This is a genomic window from Aggregatibacter sp. HK296 (genome assembly GCF_980469475.1).
This window is the reverse complement of the sequence record NZ_OZ413142.1, coordinates 1,331,204-1,346,352: the sequence shown is the minus strand read 5'-3', so window position 1 is coordinate 1,346,352 and position 15,149 is coordinate 1,331,204. Positions and strand designations below refer to the sequence as shown.

Annotated in this window: 16 protein-coding genes; 2 read left to right on the top strand and 14 right to left on the bottom strand. The window is 44.6% G+C overall.

Annotated features, from left to right (window positions below; genetic code table 11):
• Positions 1–18 precede the first annotated feature (18 nt).
• The 9 genes from iscX to trmJ form a co-directional block, all read right to left on the bottom strand.
• Positions 19–213 carry a Fe-S cluster assembly protein IscX gene (gene iscX / locus AC30SH_RS06330; RefSeq protein ID WP_109127639.1) on the bottom strand — a complete coding sequence of 65 codons (195 nt, stop codon included), beginning with the start codon at positions 211–213 and terminating at the stop codon, positions 19–21.
• Entirely contained in the window at positions 210–554 is a 345-nt protein-coding gene (gene fdx / locus AC30SH_RS06325; protein WP_212510507.1) for an ISC system 2Fe-2S type ferredoxin, read from the bottom strand. The genes iscX and fdx overlap by 4 nt, the downstream gene beginning before the upstream one ends.
• Positions 555–564: 10 nt before the next feature.
• Positions 565–2,424, bottom strand: a complete 1,860-nt coding sequence (gene hscA, locus AC30SH_RS06320) for a Fe-S protein assembly chaperone HscA (RefSeq protein ID WP_212510508.1) — start codon at positions 2,422–2,424, stop codon at positions 565–567.
• 23 nt (positions 2,425–2,447) lie between these two features.
• Positions 2,448–2,969 carry a Fe-S protein assembly co-chaperone HscB gene (hscB, locus tag AC30SH_RS06315; protein WP_212510734.1) on the bottom strand — a complete coding sequence of 174 codons (522 nt, stop codon included), beginning with the start codon at positions 2,967–2,969 and terminating at the stop codon, positions 2,448–2,450.
• An 11-nt stretch (positions 2,970–2,980) separates the two neighbouring features.
• A complete protein-coding gene (iscA, locus tag AC30SH_RS06310) occupies positions 2,981–3,304 on the bottom strand; it encodes an iron-sulfur cluster assembly protein IscA (RefSeq protein ID WP_212510509.1) in 324 nt (107 codons plus the stop codon).
• Between the two features lie 200 nt (positions 3,305–3,504).
• A complete protein-coding gene (iscU, locus tag AC30SH_RS06305) occupies positions 3,505–3,888 on the bottom strand; it encodes a Fe-S cluster assembly scaffold IscU (RefSeq protein ID WP_048748757.1) in 384 nt (127 codons plus the stop codon).
• A 58-nt stretch (positions 3,889–3,946) separates the two neighbouring features.
• Positions 3,947–5,161 carry an IscS subfamily cysteine desulfurase gene (locus AC30SH_RS06300; protein WP_048748756.1) on the bottom strand — a complete coding sequence of 405 codons (1,215 nt, stop codon included), beginning with the start codon at positions 5,159–5,161 and terminating at the stop codon, positions 3,947–3,949.
• 37 nt (positions 5,162–5,198) lie between these two features.
• A complete protein-coding gene (gene iscR / locus AC30SH_RS06295) occupies positions 5,199–5,681 on the bottom strand; it encodes a Fe-S cluster assembly transcriptional regulator IscR (RefSeq protein ID WP_212510510.1) in 483 nt (160 codons plus the stop codon).
• Between the two features lie 82 nt (positions 5,682–5,763).
• Positions 5,764–6,489: a tRNA (cytosine(32)/uridine(32)-2'-O)-methyltransferase TrmJ gene (gene trmJ, locus AC30SH_RS06290; RefSeq protein ID WP_212510735.1), complete on the bottom strand. Its 726-nt coding sequence runs from the start codon at positions 6,487–6,489 to the stop codon at positions 5,764–5,766.
• Positions 6,490–6,642: 153 nt separating this feature from the next.
• Here trmJ and suhB point away from each other — a divergent pair, with 153 nt between their 5' ends.
• Entirely contained in the window at positions 6,643–7,443 is an 801-nt protein-coding gene (gene suhB, locus AC30SH_RS06285; protein ID WP_212510511.1) for an inositol-1-monophosphatase, read from the top strand.
• Positions 7,444–7,549: 106 nt separating this feature from the next.
• On the opposite strand, the gene yedE is transcribed toward suhB, so the two are convergent.
• The 5 genes from yedE to putP form a co-directional block, all read right to left on the bottom strand.
• Positions 7,550–8,611, bottom strand: coding sequence for a YedE family putative selenium transporter (gene yedE, locus AC30SH_RS06280; protein ID WP_212510512.1), 1,062 nt, complete (start codon positions 8,609–8,611; stop codon positions 7,550–7,552).
• A gap of 178 nt (positions 8,612–8,789) precedes the next feature.
• Complete coding sequence (locus AC30SH_RS06275) at positions 8,790–9,461, bottom strand: DUF484 domain-containing protein (RefSeq protein ID WP_212510513.1); 672 nt, start codon at positions 9,459–9,461, stop codon at positions 8,790–8,792.
• Between the two features lie 68 nt (positions 9,462–9,529).
• On the bottom strand, positions 9,530–10,828 hold the full coding sequence (gene purA / locus AC30SH_RS06270) for an adenylosuccinate synthase (protein WP_048748746.1): 1,299 nt from the start codon (positions 10,826–10,828) through the stop codon (positions 9,530–9,532).
• A gap of 86 nt (positions 10,829–10,914) precedes the next feature.
• On the bottom strand, positions 10,915–11,880 hold the full coding sequence (cmoB, locus tag AC30SH_RS06265; protein WP_314885468.1) for a tRNA 5-methoxyuridine(34)/uridine 5-oxyacetic acid(34) synthase CmoB: 966 nt from the start codon (positions 11,878–11,880) through the stop codon (positions 10,915–10,917).
• Between the two features lie 23 nt (positions 11,881–11,903).
• Complete coding sequence (gene putP / locus AC30SH_RS06260; protein WP_489582270.1) at positions 11,904–13,424, bottom strand: sodium/proline symporter PutP; 1,521 nt, start codon at positions 13,422–13,424, stop codon at positions 11,904–11,906.
• 138 nt (positions 13,425–13,562) lie between these two features.
• On the opposite strand from putP, the gene rng reads away from it, so the two are divergent.
• On the top strand, positions 13,563–15,038 hold the full coding sequence (gene rng, locus AC30SH_RS06255) for a ribonuclease G (RefSeq protein WP_314885466.1): 1,476 nt from the start codon (positions 13,563–13,565) through the stop codon (positions 15,036–15,038).
• Positions 15,039–15,149: the final 111 nt, after the last annotated feature.

Genomic DNA, 15,149 nt, shown 5'->3' with positions numbered 1-15,149 from the left:
GTTTTTCTGAGAGAATTTCTACTCGTACTCTTCCAACCACTTCAGCAAAATAGCTTCTAAAATCCCTTCGTTTGATTTTTGCGGATCATCGTCGAAACCCTCTAACTCACAAATCCAGCGGTGCAAATCGGTAAAACGCACAGTTTTTGGATCTAGCTCCGGATTGTTGTCATACAACGCTTCGGCAATGAGTTGGGCGTCCGTCCATTTCATGAGTGCGCCGCCTCATTTGCGTGGTTAATGTTGTATTTCGGGATTTCAACGACCAAGTCTTCATCACCGACAATACATTGACAAGATAAGCGGCTGTCCATTTCTAAGCCCCACGCTTTATCTAACATATCTTCTTCTTGATCGCTTGGTTCATTTAAAGAATCGCCTCCTTCACGCACCACCACATGGCATGTGGTGCAAGCGCAAGAGCCATCGCAAGCATGGTGAATTTCTACGCCGGCGTTGTGGGCCACTTCAAGCAAATTGTCGCCGGCAGCGGCATCAACCACCATGCCTTCCGGGCAAAATTCTTCATTGGGTAAAAAAATCACTTTTGGCATTTTAACATCCTTACTTTCCTACAATATCATCAACGGAGTGACCTGCTAATGCGCTGCGAATGGATTTATCCATACGACGAGCCGCAAATTCCTGCGTTGCTAAATCCAGCGCTTTGATACCTTGTTTGATGGCAAGGGAATCATCCTGCTGTTTTAATTGTTCCAACGAAATAATCGCGTTTTTGACCGCACTTAATTCGTCGTCATCTAATAAATCATAATCTTGTGCGAGAGCTGAGCGCACACTTTCCAGTACACGTTCCGCTTCTACGCGTTGTTCCGCCAATAAACGTGCTTGAATATCCTCTTTGGCATTTTCCATGGAGGCTTTCAGCATGTTGGCGATTTCATCGTCTGTTAAACCGTAAGATGGCTTCACCTGAATTGAGGATTGCACACCGGTGGTTTTTTCCATGGCGGTGACGCTGAGCAATCCATCGGCATCTACTTGGTAGGTGACGCGAATATGTGCCGCACCCGCCGCCATCGGTGGAATGCCGCGCAGGGTGAAGCGGGCGAGAGAACGACAATCGTTAACTAGTTCCCGTTCACCTTGTACAATATGCACCGACATCGCGGTTTGTCCGTCTTTGAAGGTAGTGAATTCTTGCGCTCGCGCCACAGGAATGGTGGTGTTGCGCGGAATGATTTTTTCCACCAAACCACCCATGGTCTCAATGCCCAGTGAAAGCGGAATGACGTCCAATAACAATAGCTCGGAATCCGGTTTGTTGCCGGCGAGAATATCGGCTTGAATGGCCGCGCCAAGAGCGACCACTTTATCGGGATCGATAGAGGTCAGTGGTTGTTTTTGGAAAAATTCACCCACTTGTTCGCGCACATAAGGCACGCGGGTAGAACCGCCCACCATCACCACTTCATTCACGTCTTCCGCTTCTACGCCGGCATCTTTTAAGGCGCGGCGACAAGCAAGTAAAGAACGTTTAACTAACGGTTGAATCAGTTCGTTAAATTGTTCTCGGCTGATGTTGCCAAGCCAATTGCGATACTGAATTTTAGCTTCCGTTACGTTAGTTAATTCCACTTTAACGTGATTGGCTAATTCAATAAGTTCACGATATTGGCTGTCATTTTCCGGTTTTACCGCAGATTGTTCGATAATCCAATCGGCTAAGACCAAATCGAAATCATCACCGCCTAGCGCCGTGTCGCCACCGGTCGCCAACACTTCAAACACACCACGGGAGAGGCGCAAAATAGAAATATCAAAGGTGCCGCCGCCTAAATCATACACGGCAATCACGCCTTCTTGTCCGCTATCCAAACCGTACGCAATGGCTGCCGCAGTTGGTTCGTTTAATAAACGTAGCACATTAAGGCCGGCTAATTTCGCTGCGTCTTTAGTGCTTTGGCGTTGAGCATCATCAAAATAGGCAGGCACGGTGATCACTGCGCCTACAAGATCGCCGCCCAAGCGTTGTTCACCAAGTGCGGTCAATTTTTTCAGTATTTCTGCGGAGATTTCAATCGGGCTACGCACACCTTGGCGTGTTGCTAATAAAGGCAAACCGTTTTCACTGGCGACAAATTGATAAGGCAAATTCGGATAACGTTGTTGAATATCTGCAAGACTGCGACCGATTAAACGTTTGACGGAAACCACCGTATTTTGCGGATCTTGCGTGGCAAGTTCGGCGGCTTCGTAACCGACAATCACGTTTTCATCTTTGCCAAAATGCACAACAGAAGGTAATAACGGATGATTTTGTTCGTCTAATAAAATGTCGCTGTGGCCGTTGCGTACGGTAGCAATTAGGGAGTTGGTGGTGCCGAGATCGATGCCCACGGCAAGTTTTTGTTGATGGGGTGCGGCACTTTGTCCCGGCTCTGCAATTTGAAGTAACGCCATGTTGTCTCTCGATATGCTTTACATTAAAAATCTAAAAGAGTTTCTTCAACTCGCTCAATTTCTGCTTGAAGTTTTTTAATAAAACGTAATTTATCTGTTATTGCCCGTGCGATATCCCATTGTTGCTCACCAAGTGCGGTGGATAATTCGCTTAAAATGGCATGACGGATTTGGTCAATTTCTTTGGTAAATGCGGTTAATTCATCCGTGTCTTTACGGTTTTCGATATTTTCTAAGGTTTCACGCCATTCCATTTGCTGCATCAGAAAACCAATGTCTTTGTTGCTTTTTTCTTCTGGGTTTTCTTGTTCGCCGGTATTGAGGGCAATGATGCTGTCGGCGCGTGCAATCGGATCTTTTAAAATACGAAGAGCATCATTAATTTCCGCTGATTTTTGCATAGCAAGGCGTTGTTCTTGCGCAGAGGCTGCTGAAAAATTATCCGGGTGAAGAGACTTTTGCAGCGCTAAATAACGCTCATTTAATAACGCGCTGTCTACCTGAAAGGCTACGGGCAAATCAAATAATGCAAAGGGATTGTTCATCATCGTCTCAATTATACGTTAAAACTTTCACCGCAACCGCATTCGTCTTTGACGTTCGGGTTGGTGAATTTGAAGCCTTCATTTAGGCCTTCTTTGACAAAGTCTAATTGGGTGCCGTCTAAATACACCAGGCTTTTTGTGTCCACGATCACTTTCACGCCATGTTGTTCAAACACGTGATCGTCTTCGTTTAATGTATCCACGAATTCCAGCATGTAAGACAAGCCGGAGCAACCGGAGGTTTTAATGCCTAAACGTAAACCGATTCCTTTTCCGCGTTTTTCTAAAAATGTTTTGACGCGATCAGCTGCGCTTTCGGTGAGTGTGATTGACATGTTTTATTTCTCCAAAATCAAATAGCTACTTAGGTATTTCGCAGTGTTATAAAGTAGAAAGAAGTAACACTCGGGATATCAAAAATAATATGATGAATATATTAATAATTATCACCTTTACTCAGCGAGGAAAAGGCAAAGTGCGGTCCGTTTTCTCTGCGTTTAAAAACGCTTAGAAAAACGACCGCACTTTTATGACATTAAGAACCTTTTTTCGCTTTGTAATCGGCAATCGCCGCTTTAATGGCATCTTCTGCCAAAATAGAGCAGTGTACTTTTACCGGCGGTAATTCAAGTTCTTCAGCAATTTGGCTGTTTTTAATCGCGCCCGCTTCTTCCAAGGATTTACCTTTCACCCATTCGGTGATTAAAGAGCTGGAGGCAATAGCAGAGCCACAACCGTAGGTTTTGAATTTTGCATCTTCAATAATGCCTTCATCGTTCACACGGATTTGTAATTGCATCACGTCACCGCACGCCGGTGCGCCCACCATGCCGGTGCCGACTGAGCTGTCTTTTTTGTCCATAGAACCCACGTTACGTGGATTTTCGTAATGATCGATAACTTTTTCGCTGTATGCCATTTTTTGTTCCTTTCCTAAAATAATGTACTGATTGGGCGATTTGCACCGCCCGTCAAAATTAGTGGGCAGCCCACTCAATGGTGTTTAAATCGATACCTTCTTTGAACATATCCCAAAGCGGAGACAATGCGCGTAATTTTTCCACCGCACCTTTCATCAAATTGATGGTGTAGTCGATTTCTTCTTCCGTGGTGAAACGACCTAGGCTGAAGCGGATGGAGCTGTGTGCCAATTCATCGTTACGGCCGAGTGCACGTAGAACATAAGATGGCTCAAGGCTCGCGGAAGTACAAGCAGAACCGGAAGAAACCGCGATGTCGCGTAATGCCATCATTAAGGATTCGCCTTCCACGTAGTTAAAACTGATGTTGAGGTTGTTGGCAACACGGTGTTCCATGGAGCCGTTAACATAGGTTTCTTCGATGTCTTTTAAACCGTTGTATAAACGATCACGAAGGGCTTTAATGCGTGGAATTTCTGTTGCCATTTCTTCTTTCGCAATACGATAGGCTTCACCCATACCAACGATTTGGTGGACAGGTAATGTACCGGAACGCATACCGCGCTCATGGCCGCCACCGTGAATAATCGCTTCTAAACGAATACGTGGCTTGCGGCGAACGTACAATGCACCGATGCCTTTTGGTCCGTATAATTTGTGGCTGGACATAGACATTAAATCGACCGGTAATTCAGCAAGATTGATTTCCACTTTACCGACACTTTGGGTGGCGTCCACATGGAAAATGGTTTTGTTTGCACGGCATAATTCGCCAATCGCTTGAATGTCTTGAATCACACCGATTTCATTGTTCACGTGCATAATAGAGACGACGATAGTGTCAGGGCGAAGTGCCGCTTTGAATTTTTCTAAATCCACTAAACCATCGGATTCCGGTTCTAAATAAGTAACTTCAAAACCTTCGCGTTCTAACTGACGGCACGTATCCAACACCGCTTTGTGCTCGGTTTTACAAGTGATAATGTGCTTGCCTTTGGTTTGATAAAAATGCGCAGCACCTTTGATAGCAAGGTTGTCCGATTCTGTTGCGCCGGAAGTGAAAACAATTTCACGGGAATCGGCACCGATAAGATCGGCAATTTGATTACGCGCAATATCAACCGCTTCTTCGGCTTGCCAACCGAATTTATGGGAACGCGATGCCGGGTTGCCGAAAACGCCATCGATGGTCAAGTATTCCATCATTTTTTTCGCGACGCGTTCGTCCACCGGGCAAGTTGCCGCATAATCTAAATAAATAGGTAATTTCATCATTCACTCCTAAATAGTTTTATTTTAAACCGCACTTTTAGCTATGTTGTGCGTTATTCGTTTTTATCACGAGAAGATTTTCTAAATCTTGATGTTTGTGCTGGGATGGCTTGTTTTGTTTGTGTTGAGAAACCAACTCAGCCAATGTGATTTCATTTAAGAAATCTGCAATACGTTGGCTCAGCTTGTCCCATAAGGTATGCGTTAAGCATTCCTGTCCGTTTAGGCAATTGCCTTTCCCTAAACATTTTGTCGTATCAATATTTTCATTTACTGCAGCAATGATCATACCGATGGAAATGTCTTCCGGCATATGACCTAATTTATAGCCGCCGCCCGGTCCGCGCACACTTTTGACTAAATTATTGCGGCGCAGTTTTGCAAACAGTTGTTCCAAATAAGAAAGGGAAATGTGTTGTCGCTCGGAAATATCGGACAAACTTACGGGACCATTATCGGCATGAATAGCAATATCTAAGATTGCGGTGACTGCATAACGACCTTTCGAGGTTAATTTCATCTTTTATGTTCCTAAATAAAAAAATAATCAATTAAGCGAAGAAATCTTACATTGTTGACTTTTACAGTCAACTATTATTCTTTTACGATTTAAGTTTTTTTTCAACCGCACTTAACATGCCGAGTAAAATGTGAAGTTCTGTTTTTTCGACTTCAGCACGACCATATAAGCGTCGGAGTTTTTGCATGACACCTTGATTTTGAATAAAGCCAAGGGATTGATAAAGCTGCTCGGTACGCGTAAAAAAATACTCTAATTCTTGCATTTTGGGATACATATCAGGCTGCGTTTGTGTCATTGTCTGATTTTCTTCACGCTGTGTTGCCAAGTAAGCCATACGTATTTCGTAACTGATTAATTGTACCGCCATGGCTAAATTTAACGAGGCATAATCGGGATTTGTAGGAATCGTCACATGATAGTGGCATTTGAGCAATTCTTCATTGGTTAAGCCGACACGCTCACGTCCAAATACAATCGCCACTTTTCCACTCATCGCATGATTAATGGCTTTTTCCCCACATTCGCGTGGCTCAATGAGTGAGTTTTGCAAATGACGTAATCTTGCACTGGTACCAATCACTAACGAGCAATCGGCAACGGCTTGGGAAAAGTTTTCTACAATAACCGCACTTTTCGCCACATCTTCTGCACCGGCAGCAAGGGCAATCGCTTGATCATCCACACCTTGTTTCGGCGCCACTAACACTAAATCTGTTAATCCCATTGTTTTCATTGCTCGTGCGGTAGAACCGATGTTGCCACTGTGCGAGGTTTCAATTAAAACAATTCGAATATTTTTCAACATGCTCATTTTTATCTTATTCAATAGCGGGGTGTATTCTATCACAAATACCCCTTGTTTTTAGTCAACAATTCTAAAAATTTTTCTGATAGCTATTTTCTTTTAAATCTCTTATAATTTCACACCTAAATTGTTCTTTAAAATCCGGTGGAATCTATGAATCCTATGTTAAATATCGCGATTCGTGCAGCACGAAAAGCAGGCAATATTATTGCTAAAAACTACGAACGTCGTGACGACATCGTCACCATGGAAAAAAGCAAAAATGACTATGTAACCAATGTGGATAAAGCGTCAGAAGAAGCGATTATCGAAGTCATTAAAAAATCTTACCCTGACCACACCATCATCACCGAAGAAAGCGGTGCATTAGAAGGCAGTGATAACGATGTTCAATGGGTGATTGATCCACTGGATGGCACCACAAACTTTGTAAAAGGTTTGCCTCATTTCTCCGTTTCTATTGCTATTCGTGTTAAAGGCCGCACCGAAGTGGGCGTGGTTTACGATCCTATTCGCAATGAATTATTTACTGCTGTACGTGGTGAAGGCGCAAAATTAAACGAACAGCGTTTACGCGTTGAAAACAAACGTGATTTATCCGGCGCAGTACTTGCTACCGGTTTCCCATTCAAACAAGCGAAATACATGCCAATGCAATTCAATATGATGCAAAGCTTAATTGAAGAGGCGGCTGATTTCCGCCGCACCGGTTCTGCTGCGTTGGATCTTTGCTATGTGGCATCTGGTCGTTTAGACGGTTATTTTGAATACGGTATCAAAGCTTGGGATGTGGCGGCAGGCGATTTAATCGTTCGTGAAGCTGGCGGTATCGTGACTGACTACAATGCCGGTCATAGCTACTTAAAAGCCGGTCATATTGTTGCCGCAGCACCACGCGTGTTAAAAGAAATGTTGAATAAAATTCAGCCTTGCTTAGCCGAAGATTTAAAATAAGACGAAAATCGACCGCACTTTTGTATTGAGTTTTAAAGGTTGTCGAATTTCAGAAACACAAAACGCCCGTTTATTACGGGCGTTTTTTTATCTCGCTATGGAGGATTTAGGCTTTTGATTTATTGGTTACGCCAATGTAAACACAGGCGGCAAAGCCAAGTACTAAAACATGCGGCGTATAAGCGGTAACACCGGCAGGCGAAGCCGCTAAACCGAAGTTATGTGCCGCAGCTGCACCTAATAGCATGCCTAATACAAACAATGCTGCGTCATTGTTTCCTTCCCCGATATTCACCAATTGTTTACCTGGGCAACCGCCACCAAGGGCGAAACACAATCCGCATAACGCCATGGCAAAGAAGTTCCAAATGTATTGGTTATGTGCGATAGGTTGTTGTTCAAATCCCACATGGAATTGTCCGAGCAAGCTGTTAGTGATTGCAGCGAAGACAACAAGAGCAATGACTCCATTTAATAGCTGTGTATCGCGGAATAATACGAAGTTACGGAATGCGCCAATCGTACAGAAGCGGGATTTTTGCATTAACACACCAAGCAATGCACCGCCGGCAAGCGACATCCAAACGGCTGGGTGTTGTGCACCCGGGCCTTTCTCGGAGAAGTAAATCGCCAGATTTTCGCCAAATTTAAATTGAGTTAAAAGCAAGATGAGCAATGCCAAAGTAAACAGCACGCCAATGAGCCCAGACGATTTGCTTTGTTCACTTGATTTTCCTAGGGAAAAACCGCGATTTGCAAAGAAAATGCCACCCAATATGCCGGCGAATAATCCAACGATTCCTGTAATGGCAGTGAGATCGCCACCGCCTAGACGCAAATAAGCACGCCACGGACAGCCTAAGAAAATCAGTGCGCCGATCATGGCAAAGAACCCAAGGATGATACGAGCCAATGGTGCGGAGCCGCCACGAGGTCGGAATTCCTTGGAAAAATAGGCACTGGCAAGCGCACCTAAAACTAAGCCGATAAGTTCGGGACGAATATATTGTAGCGGAGCGGCGCGATGGAGTCCTAATGCACCAGCGGTATCGCGTAAGAAACACGCCGCACAGAAACCCATATTGCCGGGATTGCCATTGTAGGTTAGAAGTGGAGCAACGATACCAAGTGCAGCACCTGCAACCACAGGCCAAGTTAAAATTTTCATAATGAGACCTTTGTGATATCTGAAGTTAAATTGAATTGTGTGTTTTTAATCGCTAAAAACGGCCCCATTGTAGAGAAGTTGCCAACATAAAAGAACCGACTTTTTCTCAGTTCGTGAGCCGGATCAAGGATTTGCAAAAACAAGGCAAAATGCACCGCACTTTCTAGTCTAAATGGATTCACAGCCAACGTGTTAAATGCAATTCCACAATATCCACGATGTGTTTTAAGAATGTAGTGTCTTGCCCATTATGGAAACGGGCGGTATCTCTAGAGGTAAATAATAAAAGTGCGGTCGGTTTATGACTTGTTTTTGCGCCGAGCAAGCAAATTGCCACGGAGCCAATGGGAAATTCTTCCGGCAGAAACATCAGATGTTTTTCTTTGTTGCTTAAATCGCCCAAGTAAAATTGGCGCAAGCCGAGACGTTCTAAACGAATCAGTTCAAACGCCTTGCGATCAATCCAATATTGTTCGGGAATGGTTTCATTTTTTGGCCACGCATCTCGAAACAGCAATATTTTTGCACCGTCTAGCTCGTAGGATTGCGCCCATTGTTTCAGTTTTTCATCACCGTGTTGGAAATTTTCCGCTTGAAACAATTTCTTTTGTAAGGGCATAAGCGCATAGAAAATATCTGCCTCTTGATAGGCAAGCTGATGAAATTTTTCTAAGAACGCTGTGAGAGTTTTGATTTGTTGGCGTTGCTGTTCTAGCTGTGCTTCTACTAAAGATAGCGTGCCTTTTTGCGGATGAACCACGGACAGTTTGGCGAGCAATTCAGGGTGGGTAGTGAAAAAATCAGGGTGTTCGGTTAGGTATTCGACGACGTTTTTTTCCTGTTCATTCATAAAAAAAACTCTCCAAAAAAGAACCGCACTTTGATGGCTCAAAAGTGCGGTCATTTTTCTATGCATTTTTACGCAGCAAACGGATCTTGTAAAATCATGGTTTGTACGCGATCCGGTCCGGTTGATAGGATAGAAACCGGTACGCCGGTGACTTCTTCGATGCGTTTGATGTAATTACGGCAAGTTTGTGGTAATTGATTCACATCGGTGACGCCGAAGGTGTTTTCTTTCCAACCCGGCATGGTTTCATAAATCGGCTCAACACCTTCCCAGTCTTTCGCCGCAAGCGGTGCGTATTCTACAATGTTGCCGTTTGGCATTTTGTAGCCCACGCAGATTTTCACTTCATCGAAACCGTCTAACACGTCTAATTTCGTCATGCAGAAACCGGAAATAGAGTTTAATTGAATCGCGCGACGAATGGCTACCGCGTCAAACCAACCACAACGACGAGGACGCCCGGTGACCGCACCAAATTCGTTCCCTTTACGGGCAATTTCTGCGCCAACTTCATCGAATAATTCTGTCGTGAACGGGCCGCCACCCACGCGGGTGCAATAGGCTTTGATGATACCCAACACATAATCCAAATTACGTGGACCAAAACCGGAACCGGTAGCAACGCCACCGGCAGTGGTGTTGGAGCTGGTCACATACGGATAGGTACCGTGGTCAATGTCCAACATGGTGCCTTGTGCGCCTTCGAATAAAATGTTGTCGCCATTTTTGCGGGCAGTATCCAAGATAGAGGTAATGTCAGCAACCATGCCGGTGATAATATCGGCAACGGCGAACACATCATCTAAGGTTTTTTGATAATCAACCGGTTCGACTTTGTAGTAGTTCACCAATTGGAAGTTGTAGTAATCAAGGATGTTTTTGAGTTTTTCGGCAAAGGCTTCACGATTAAATAAGTCACCTACGCGTAAACCACGACGAGCGACTTTGTCTTCATAAGCCGGGCCGATACCACGACCGGTGGTACCGATGGCTTTTTTGCCAAGTGCCGCTTCACGGGCGTGGTCCATCGCAACGTGGTAAGGCAGAATTAATGGGCAAGCTTCGGAGATCAATAAACGGTCACGTACGTTCACGCCACGGTTTTCTAATTCGCCCATTTCTTGCATGAGGGCAGTTGGGGAAAGTACAACGCCATTACCGATTAAACAGGTGACGTTATCGCGTAAGATACCTGATGGAATTAAACGTAAAACGGTTTTTTCACCATTGATGATTAAGGTGTGACCGGCATTATGACCGCCCTGATAACGAACCACATATTTGACGCGGTCGGTGAGCAAATCAACGATTTTTCCTTTTCCTTCATCGCCCCATTGCGCGCCGAGAACAACAACACTTTTACCCATAATTTTCCGCCTTTTTTAAGCTAGTTTATAAAACAACGGTTGCTTACTTTACTCTTTTTAACCTTTGATCTCAATGAGATTTATGACTATTTGTTGGCTAAAATAACCGCTCTTTTCGGTGCAGGATAGCCTTCGATGGTTTTGCTGTGATCCGCCGGATCGAGAAAATCAATTAAGGATTCATTTTCTAACCAATCGGTTTTACGCTGTTCTTCTAATGAGGTAACGGCGACATCCACGCAACGCACATTTTTAAAGCCGGTTTTTTGTAACCAATGAATCAAAGCAGCGACAGATGGAATGAAATACACATTTTTCATTTTGGCGTAGCGATCCATCGGCACCAACACCGTATTTTCGTCACCGTCCACCACTAAGGTTTCGAGCACCAATTCACCGCCATTAACCAGTTGCGCACGCAGTTGGGAAAGGTGATCGAGCGGCGATTTTCGGTGATATAACACGCCCATAGAAAACACCGTATCAAACGCGGCAAGGGGTTGCATTTGCTCGATGCCGAGAGGAATCAGATTAGCTCTGCGATCGTCATTTAAGAGTTTGCGAACCGCTTCAAATTGGCATAAGAACAATTCTGTCGGGTCGATGCCCACCACCATTTTTGCGCCTTCGCCCACCATGCGCCACATATGATACCCACTGCCGCAACCCACATCTAAAATCGTGCGGTCTTGCAATGGCGCTAAATGCGGTAGCACGCGATCCCATTTGAAATCAGAGCGCCACTCGCAATCCACATGAATGCCAAGTAAATGATAAGGCCCTTTGCGCCATGGCATGAGTTGTTTTAAATGGTGAGTAATACGCTGGCGTTCACCATCAGAAAGCGCAGAATCGCACTCAGATTTGACCGCACTTTTAAGATCAATACGAGAAGCCGCCAAGTGCGGTAGAAATTCCACGACTTTTGCCCATTTGGCATATTCCCCGTGGGTTTGCTGTTGCCATTGTTTCATTTGTAATGGCAAGGTTTCCAACCAAGGGGAAAGATGGGTCGTAGCAATTTGTTGATAAAAAGGGCGAAAATCGATCATATCGTTATCTCGGTGAATTAAGGTTACAGCGCATCATGATACGCTTTTTGGGCTTTCTCAAAGGTGTCGGTAATCGCGGCATCCGGTTTTGCGGACAGCAGTGACACAATAATAATGGCGATAGCGGCGAACACAAAGCCCGGAATCATTTCATACACTTGCGCCCATTCGCTTTCTTGCGGTAAACACTCTTTCCAAGCAAATACCGTTATTGCACCGGTAAGCATACCCGCCATGGCACCGGAAGAGGTCATGCGTTTCCAAAATAAGGAAAGTAAAACTACCGGACCAAAGGCACTGCCAAACCCAGCCCAAGCAAATTCCACAAGTTTCAAGACCTTACTGTTTTGGTCTTGCGCAATCCAAATGGCAACGGCGGCAATCACCAATACCATGATGCGACCTAACCAAACTAATTCTTTTTCAGACGCTTTCAGTCGGATAAAGCCTTTGTAAAAGTCTTCGGTAATCGCACTGGAAGAAATTAACAACTGGCAACTTAAGGTACTCATCACCGCAGCAAGAATGGCGGAAAGTAAAATACCGGCAATCCACGGATTAAATAGTATGCGGGATAGCTCAATAAAAACTTGTTCCGGTTCATAGTTTACCAAAGCGGCGGAAGCGGTGTTTGCATTTGCATAGAAATAGGCCATACCAAAGAAACCGATGGCAACGGCACCTGCTAAGCAAAGCACCATCCAGGTCATGCTGATTTTGCGGGCTTTATTGAGAGAACGCACAGAGTCTGCCGCCATGAAACGAGCGAGAATATGCGGTTGCCCGAAATAACCTAAGCCCCAAGCCGCAAGGCTTAACAAGCCCATAATGGTGGTACCACGGAATAAGTCGGTAAATTCTTTTTGTGCGCTTATTTCCGCTTGTTGTACGATATTTTGTAGATAATCAACGCCGCCGATAGAAATCACCACAAAAACAGGTGTGAGCAATAAGGCGAAAATCATTAGCGTGGCTTGAATGGTATCCGTCCAACTCACCGCAAGGAAACCACCGATAAAGGTGTAGGCGATTGTCGCAAGCGCGCCGTACCAAAGTGCGGTGGAATAGTCGATTGAAAAGAGATTTTGGAATAATTTTGCACCGGCAACCACGCCCGAAGCGCAATAAATGGTGAAAAACACCAAAATAATGGAGGCGGAAACGATTTTTAACGCATTGTGACGCGTACCAAAACGATGATGAAAATATTCGGGCAGGGTTAAGGCATTATGATTGAATTCAGTGTAAACCCGTAAACGTCCGGCAACGAAGAGCCAGTTTAAATAAGCGCCCAAGGTTAGACCGATGGCAATCCAGCCTTCGACCAAACCGGATAAATACACGGCGCCCGGCAATCCCATCAATAACCAACCGGACATGTCCGAGGCACCGGCAGACATCGCTGTGACGAAACTGCCTAAGCGACGTCCACCCAAAATGTAATCGGATAAATCTTTGGTGTAATAATAGGCGGCAACCCCAATGCCAATCATGCCGAAAATATAAATAGTAAATGTAACAATTGTCGGATCTAAACCAAACATCCTATCAACCCTAAAAAATAGTTCTTATATTCAAAAAAAGGGGAGCATTTTACCTTATTTGCCCCTGTTATTCTATTTTCCTTTTCGTTAGACTAATCGGCAAAATCAATAACAACGACATTTTGGATAAGATATTTTATGGATTCTGTTGAATTATTGGTCAATGTGACACCAAGCGAAACGCGCATTGCCTTAGTGGAAACCGGTTTGCTCAAAGAAGTGCATATTGAACGCCAAGGCAAACGCGGTATTGTCGGAAATATTTATAAAGGCCGCGTCACCCGTGTATTACCGGGAATGCAATCGGCATTTGTGGATATCGGGCTGGAAAAAGCCGCCTTTTTACACGCTTCAGACATTGTGTCGCACACCGAATGTGTGGAAGAAAGTGAACAAAAGCAATTTGTGGTGAAAGACATTTCCCAATTGGTACACGAAGGGCAGGATATTGTGGTGCAAGTGGTAAAAGATCCGCTTGGCACGAAAGGCGCACGACTCACCACAGATATTACCTTGCCTTCCCGTTATTTAGTATTCATGCCTGAAAATAGCCATGTGGGCGTGTCACAACGCATTGAAAGCGAGGAAGAACGTAATCGCTTGAAAGAACTCACCTTGCCTTTATGTGATGAATTAGGTGGTTTTATTATCCGTACTGCGGCCGAAGGCGCGACTGAACTGGATTTACAACAAGATGCCGATTTCTTAAAACGCTTGTGGCGAAAAGTGCTAGAACGCCGTGCGAAATACCCAACTCGTTCTATGCTTTACGGCGAATTGGCGCTGACACAGCGTATTCTGCGGGATTTTATCGGCGGTAAATTGGATCGAATTCACATTGACTCCCGACTTTGTTTCAATGAAGTGAAGCAATTCACCGAAGAGTTCATCCCCGACCTCACCGACAAACTGATTTTATACACGGGAAATCAACCGCTCTTTGATGTGTACAGTGTGGAAAAGGGGATTCATCATGCTTTAGATAGACGAGTGAATCTCAAATCCGGTGGTTATTTAATCATTGAGCAAACAGAAGCCATGACCACCATCGACATCAACACCGGTGCATTCGTGGGGCATCGTAATTTAGAAGAAACCATTTTTAACACTAATATCGAAGCCACTAAAACCATCGCGCAACAACTTCAACTGCGCAATCTCGGCGGCATGATTATCATTGATTTTATCGATATGCAAAGTGAAGAACACCGTAATCGTGTGTTGGAATCCTTGCAAGATGCCTTATCGCGTGATCCGGTGAAAACAAACGTGAATGGCTTTACACAATTAGGTTTGGTGGAAATGACACGCAAACGTACTCGGGAAAGTTTGGAACATGTATTGTGTTGCGAATGCCCAACCTGCCAAGGTCGCGGACGAGTAAAAACCGTGGAAACCGTATGCTACGAAATCATGCGCGAAATTATCCGCGTGCACCATTTATTCGCCAGCGAACAATTTGTGGTTTACGCCTCTCACGCGGTTGCCGAGTACTTAATTAACGAAGAATCCCACGGTTTGTTAGCCGAGTTGGAAGTCTTTATTGGCAAACAAATCCAAGTAAAAACCGAACCGTTTTACACCCAAGAGCAGTTTGATGTGGTGGTGATGTAAAAAGTGCGGTGGGAAAACAATCTATTTTTTGAACGTGTTAGCTTTTACGTCATCGAATGTTGTTTTTTCCATCCGACAATAACTGTCCTGAGCAACGTATCGTTGTATTGG

Excerpts from the sequence above, each read along its gene's own strand:
- hscA (WP_212510508.1), bottom strand. The coding sequence starts at position 2,424 with ATGGCGTTACTTCAAATTGCAGAGCCGGGACAAAGTGCCGCACCCCAT.
- AC30SH_RS06275 (WP_212510513.1), bottom strand. The coding sequence starts at position 9,461 with ATGAATGAACAGGAAAAAAACGTCGTCGAATACCTAACCGAACACCCT.
- suhB (WP_212510511.1), top strand. The coding sequence starts at position 6,643 with ATGAATCCTATGTTAAATATCGCGATTCGTGCAGCACGAAAAGCAGGC.
- yedE (WP_212510512.1), bottom strand. The coding sequence starts at position 8,611 with ATGAAAATTTTAACTTGGCCTGTGGTTGCAGGTGCTGCACTTGGTATC.
- trmJ (WP_212510735.1), bottom strand. The coding sequence starts at position 6,489 with ATGTTGAAAAATATTCGAATTGTTTTAATTGAAACCTCGCACAGTGGC.
- purA (WP_048748746.1), bottom strand. The coding sequence starts at position 10,828 with ATGGGTAAAAGTGTTGTTGTTCTCGGCGCGCAATGGGGCGATGAAGGA.
- iscX (WP_109127639.1), bottom strand. The coding sequence starts at position 213 with ATGAAATGGACGGACGCCCAACTCATTGCCGAAGCGTTGTATGACAAC.
- hscB (WP_212510734.1), bottom strand. The coding sequence starts at position 2,969 with ATGAACAATCCCTTTGCATTATTTGATTTGCCCGTAGCCTTTCAGGTA.
- putP (WP_489582270.1), bottom strand. The coding sequence starts at position 13,424 with ATGTTTGGTTTAGATCCGACAATTGTTACATTTACTATTTATATTTTC.
- fdx (WP_212510507.1), bottom strand. The coding sequence starts at position 554 with ATGCCAAAAGTGATTTTTTTACCCAATGAAGAATTTTGCCCGGAAGGC.
- iscR (WP_212510510.1), bottom strand. The coding sequence starts at position 5,681 with ATGAAATTAACCTCGAAAGGTCGTTATGCAGTCACCGCAATCTTAGAT.
- iscA (WP_212510509.1), bottom strand. The coding sequence starts at position 3,304 with ATGTCAATCACACTCACCGAAAGCGCAGCTGATCGCGTCAAAACATTT.
- rng (WP_314885466.1), top strand. The coding sequence starts at position 13,563 with ATGGATTCTGTTGAATTATTGGTCAATGTGACACCAAGCGAAACGCGC.
- cmoB (WP_314885468.1), bottom strand. The coding sequence starts at position 11,880 with ATGATCGATTTTCGCCCTTTTTATCAACAAATTGCTACGACCCATCTT.
- iscU (WP_048748757.1), bottom strand. The coding sequence starts at position 3,888 with ATGGCATACAGCGAAAAAGTTATCGATCATTACGAAAATCCACGTAAC.
- AC30SH_RS06300 (WP_048748756.1), bottom strand. The coding sequence starts at position 5,161 with ATGAAATTACCTATTTATTTAGATTATGCGGCAACTTGCCCGGTGGAC.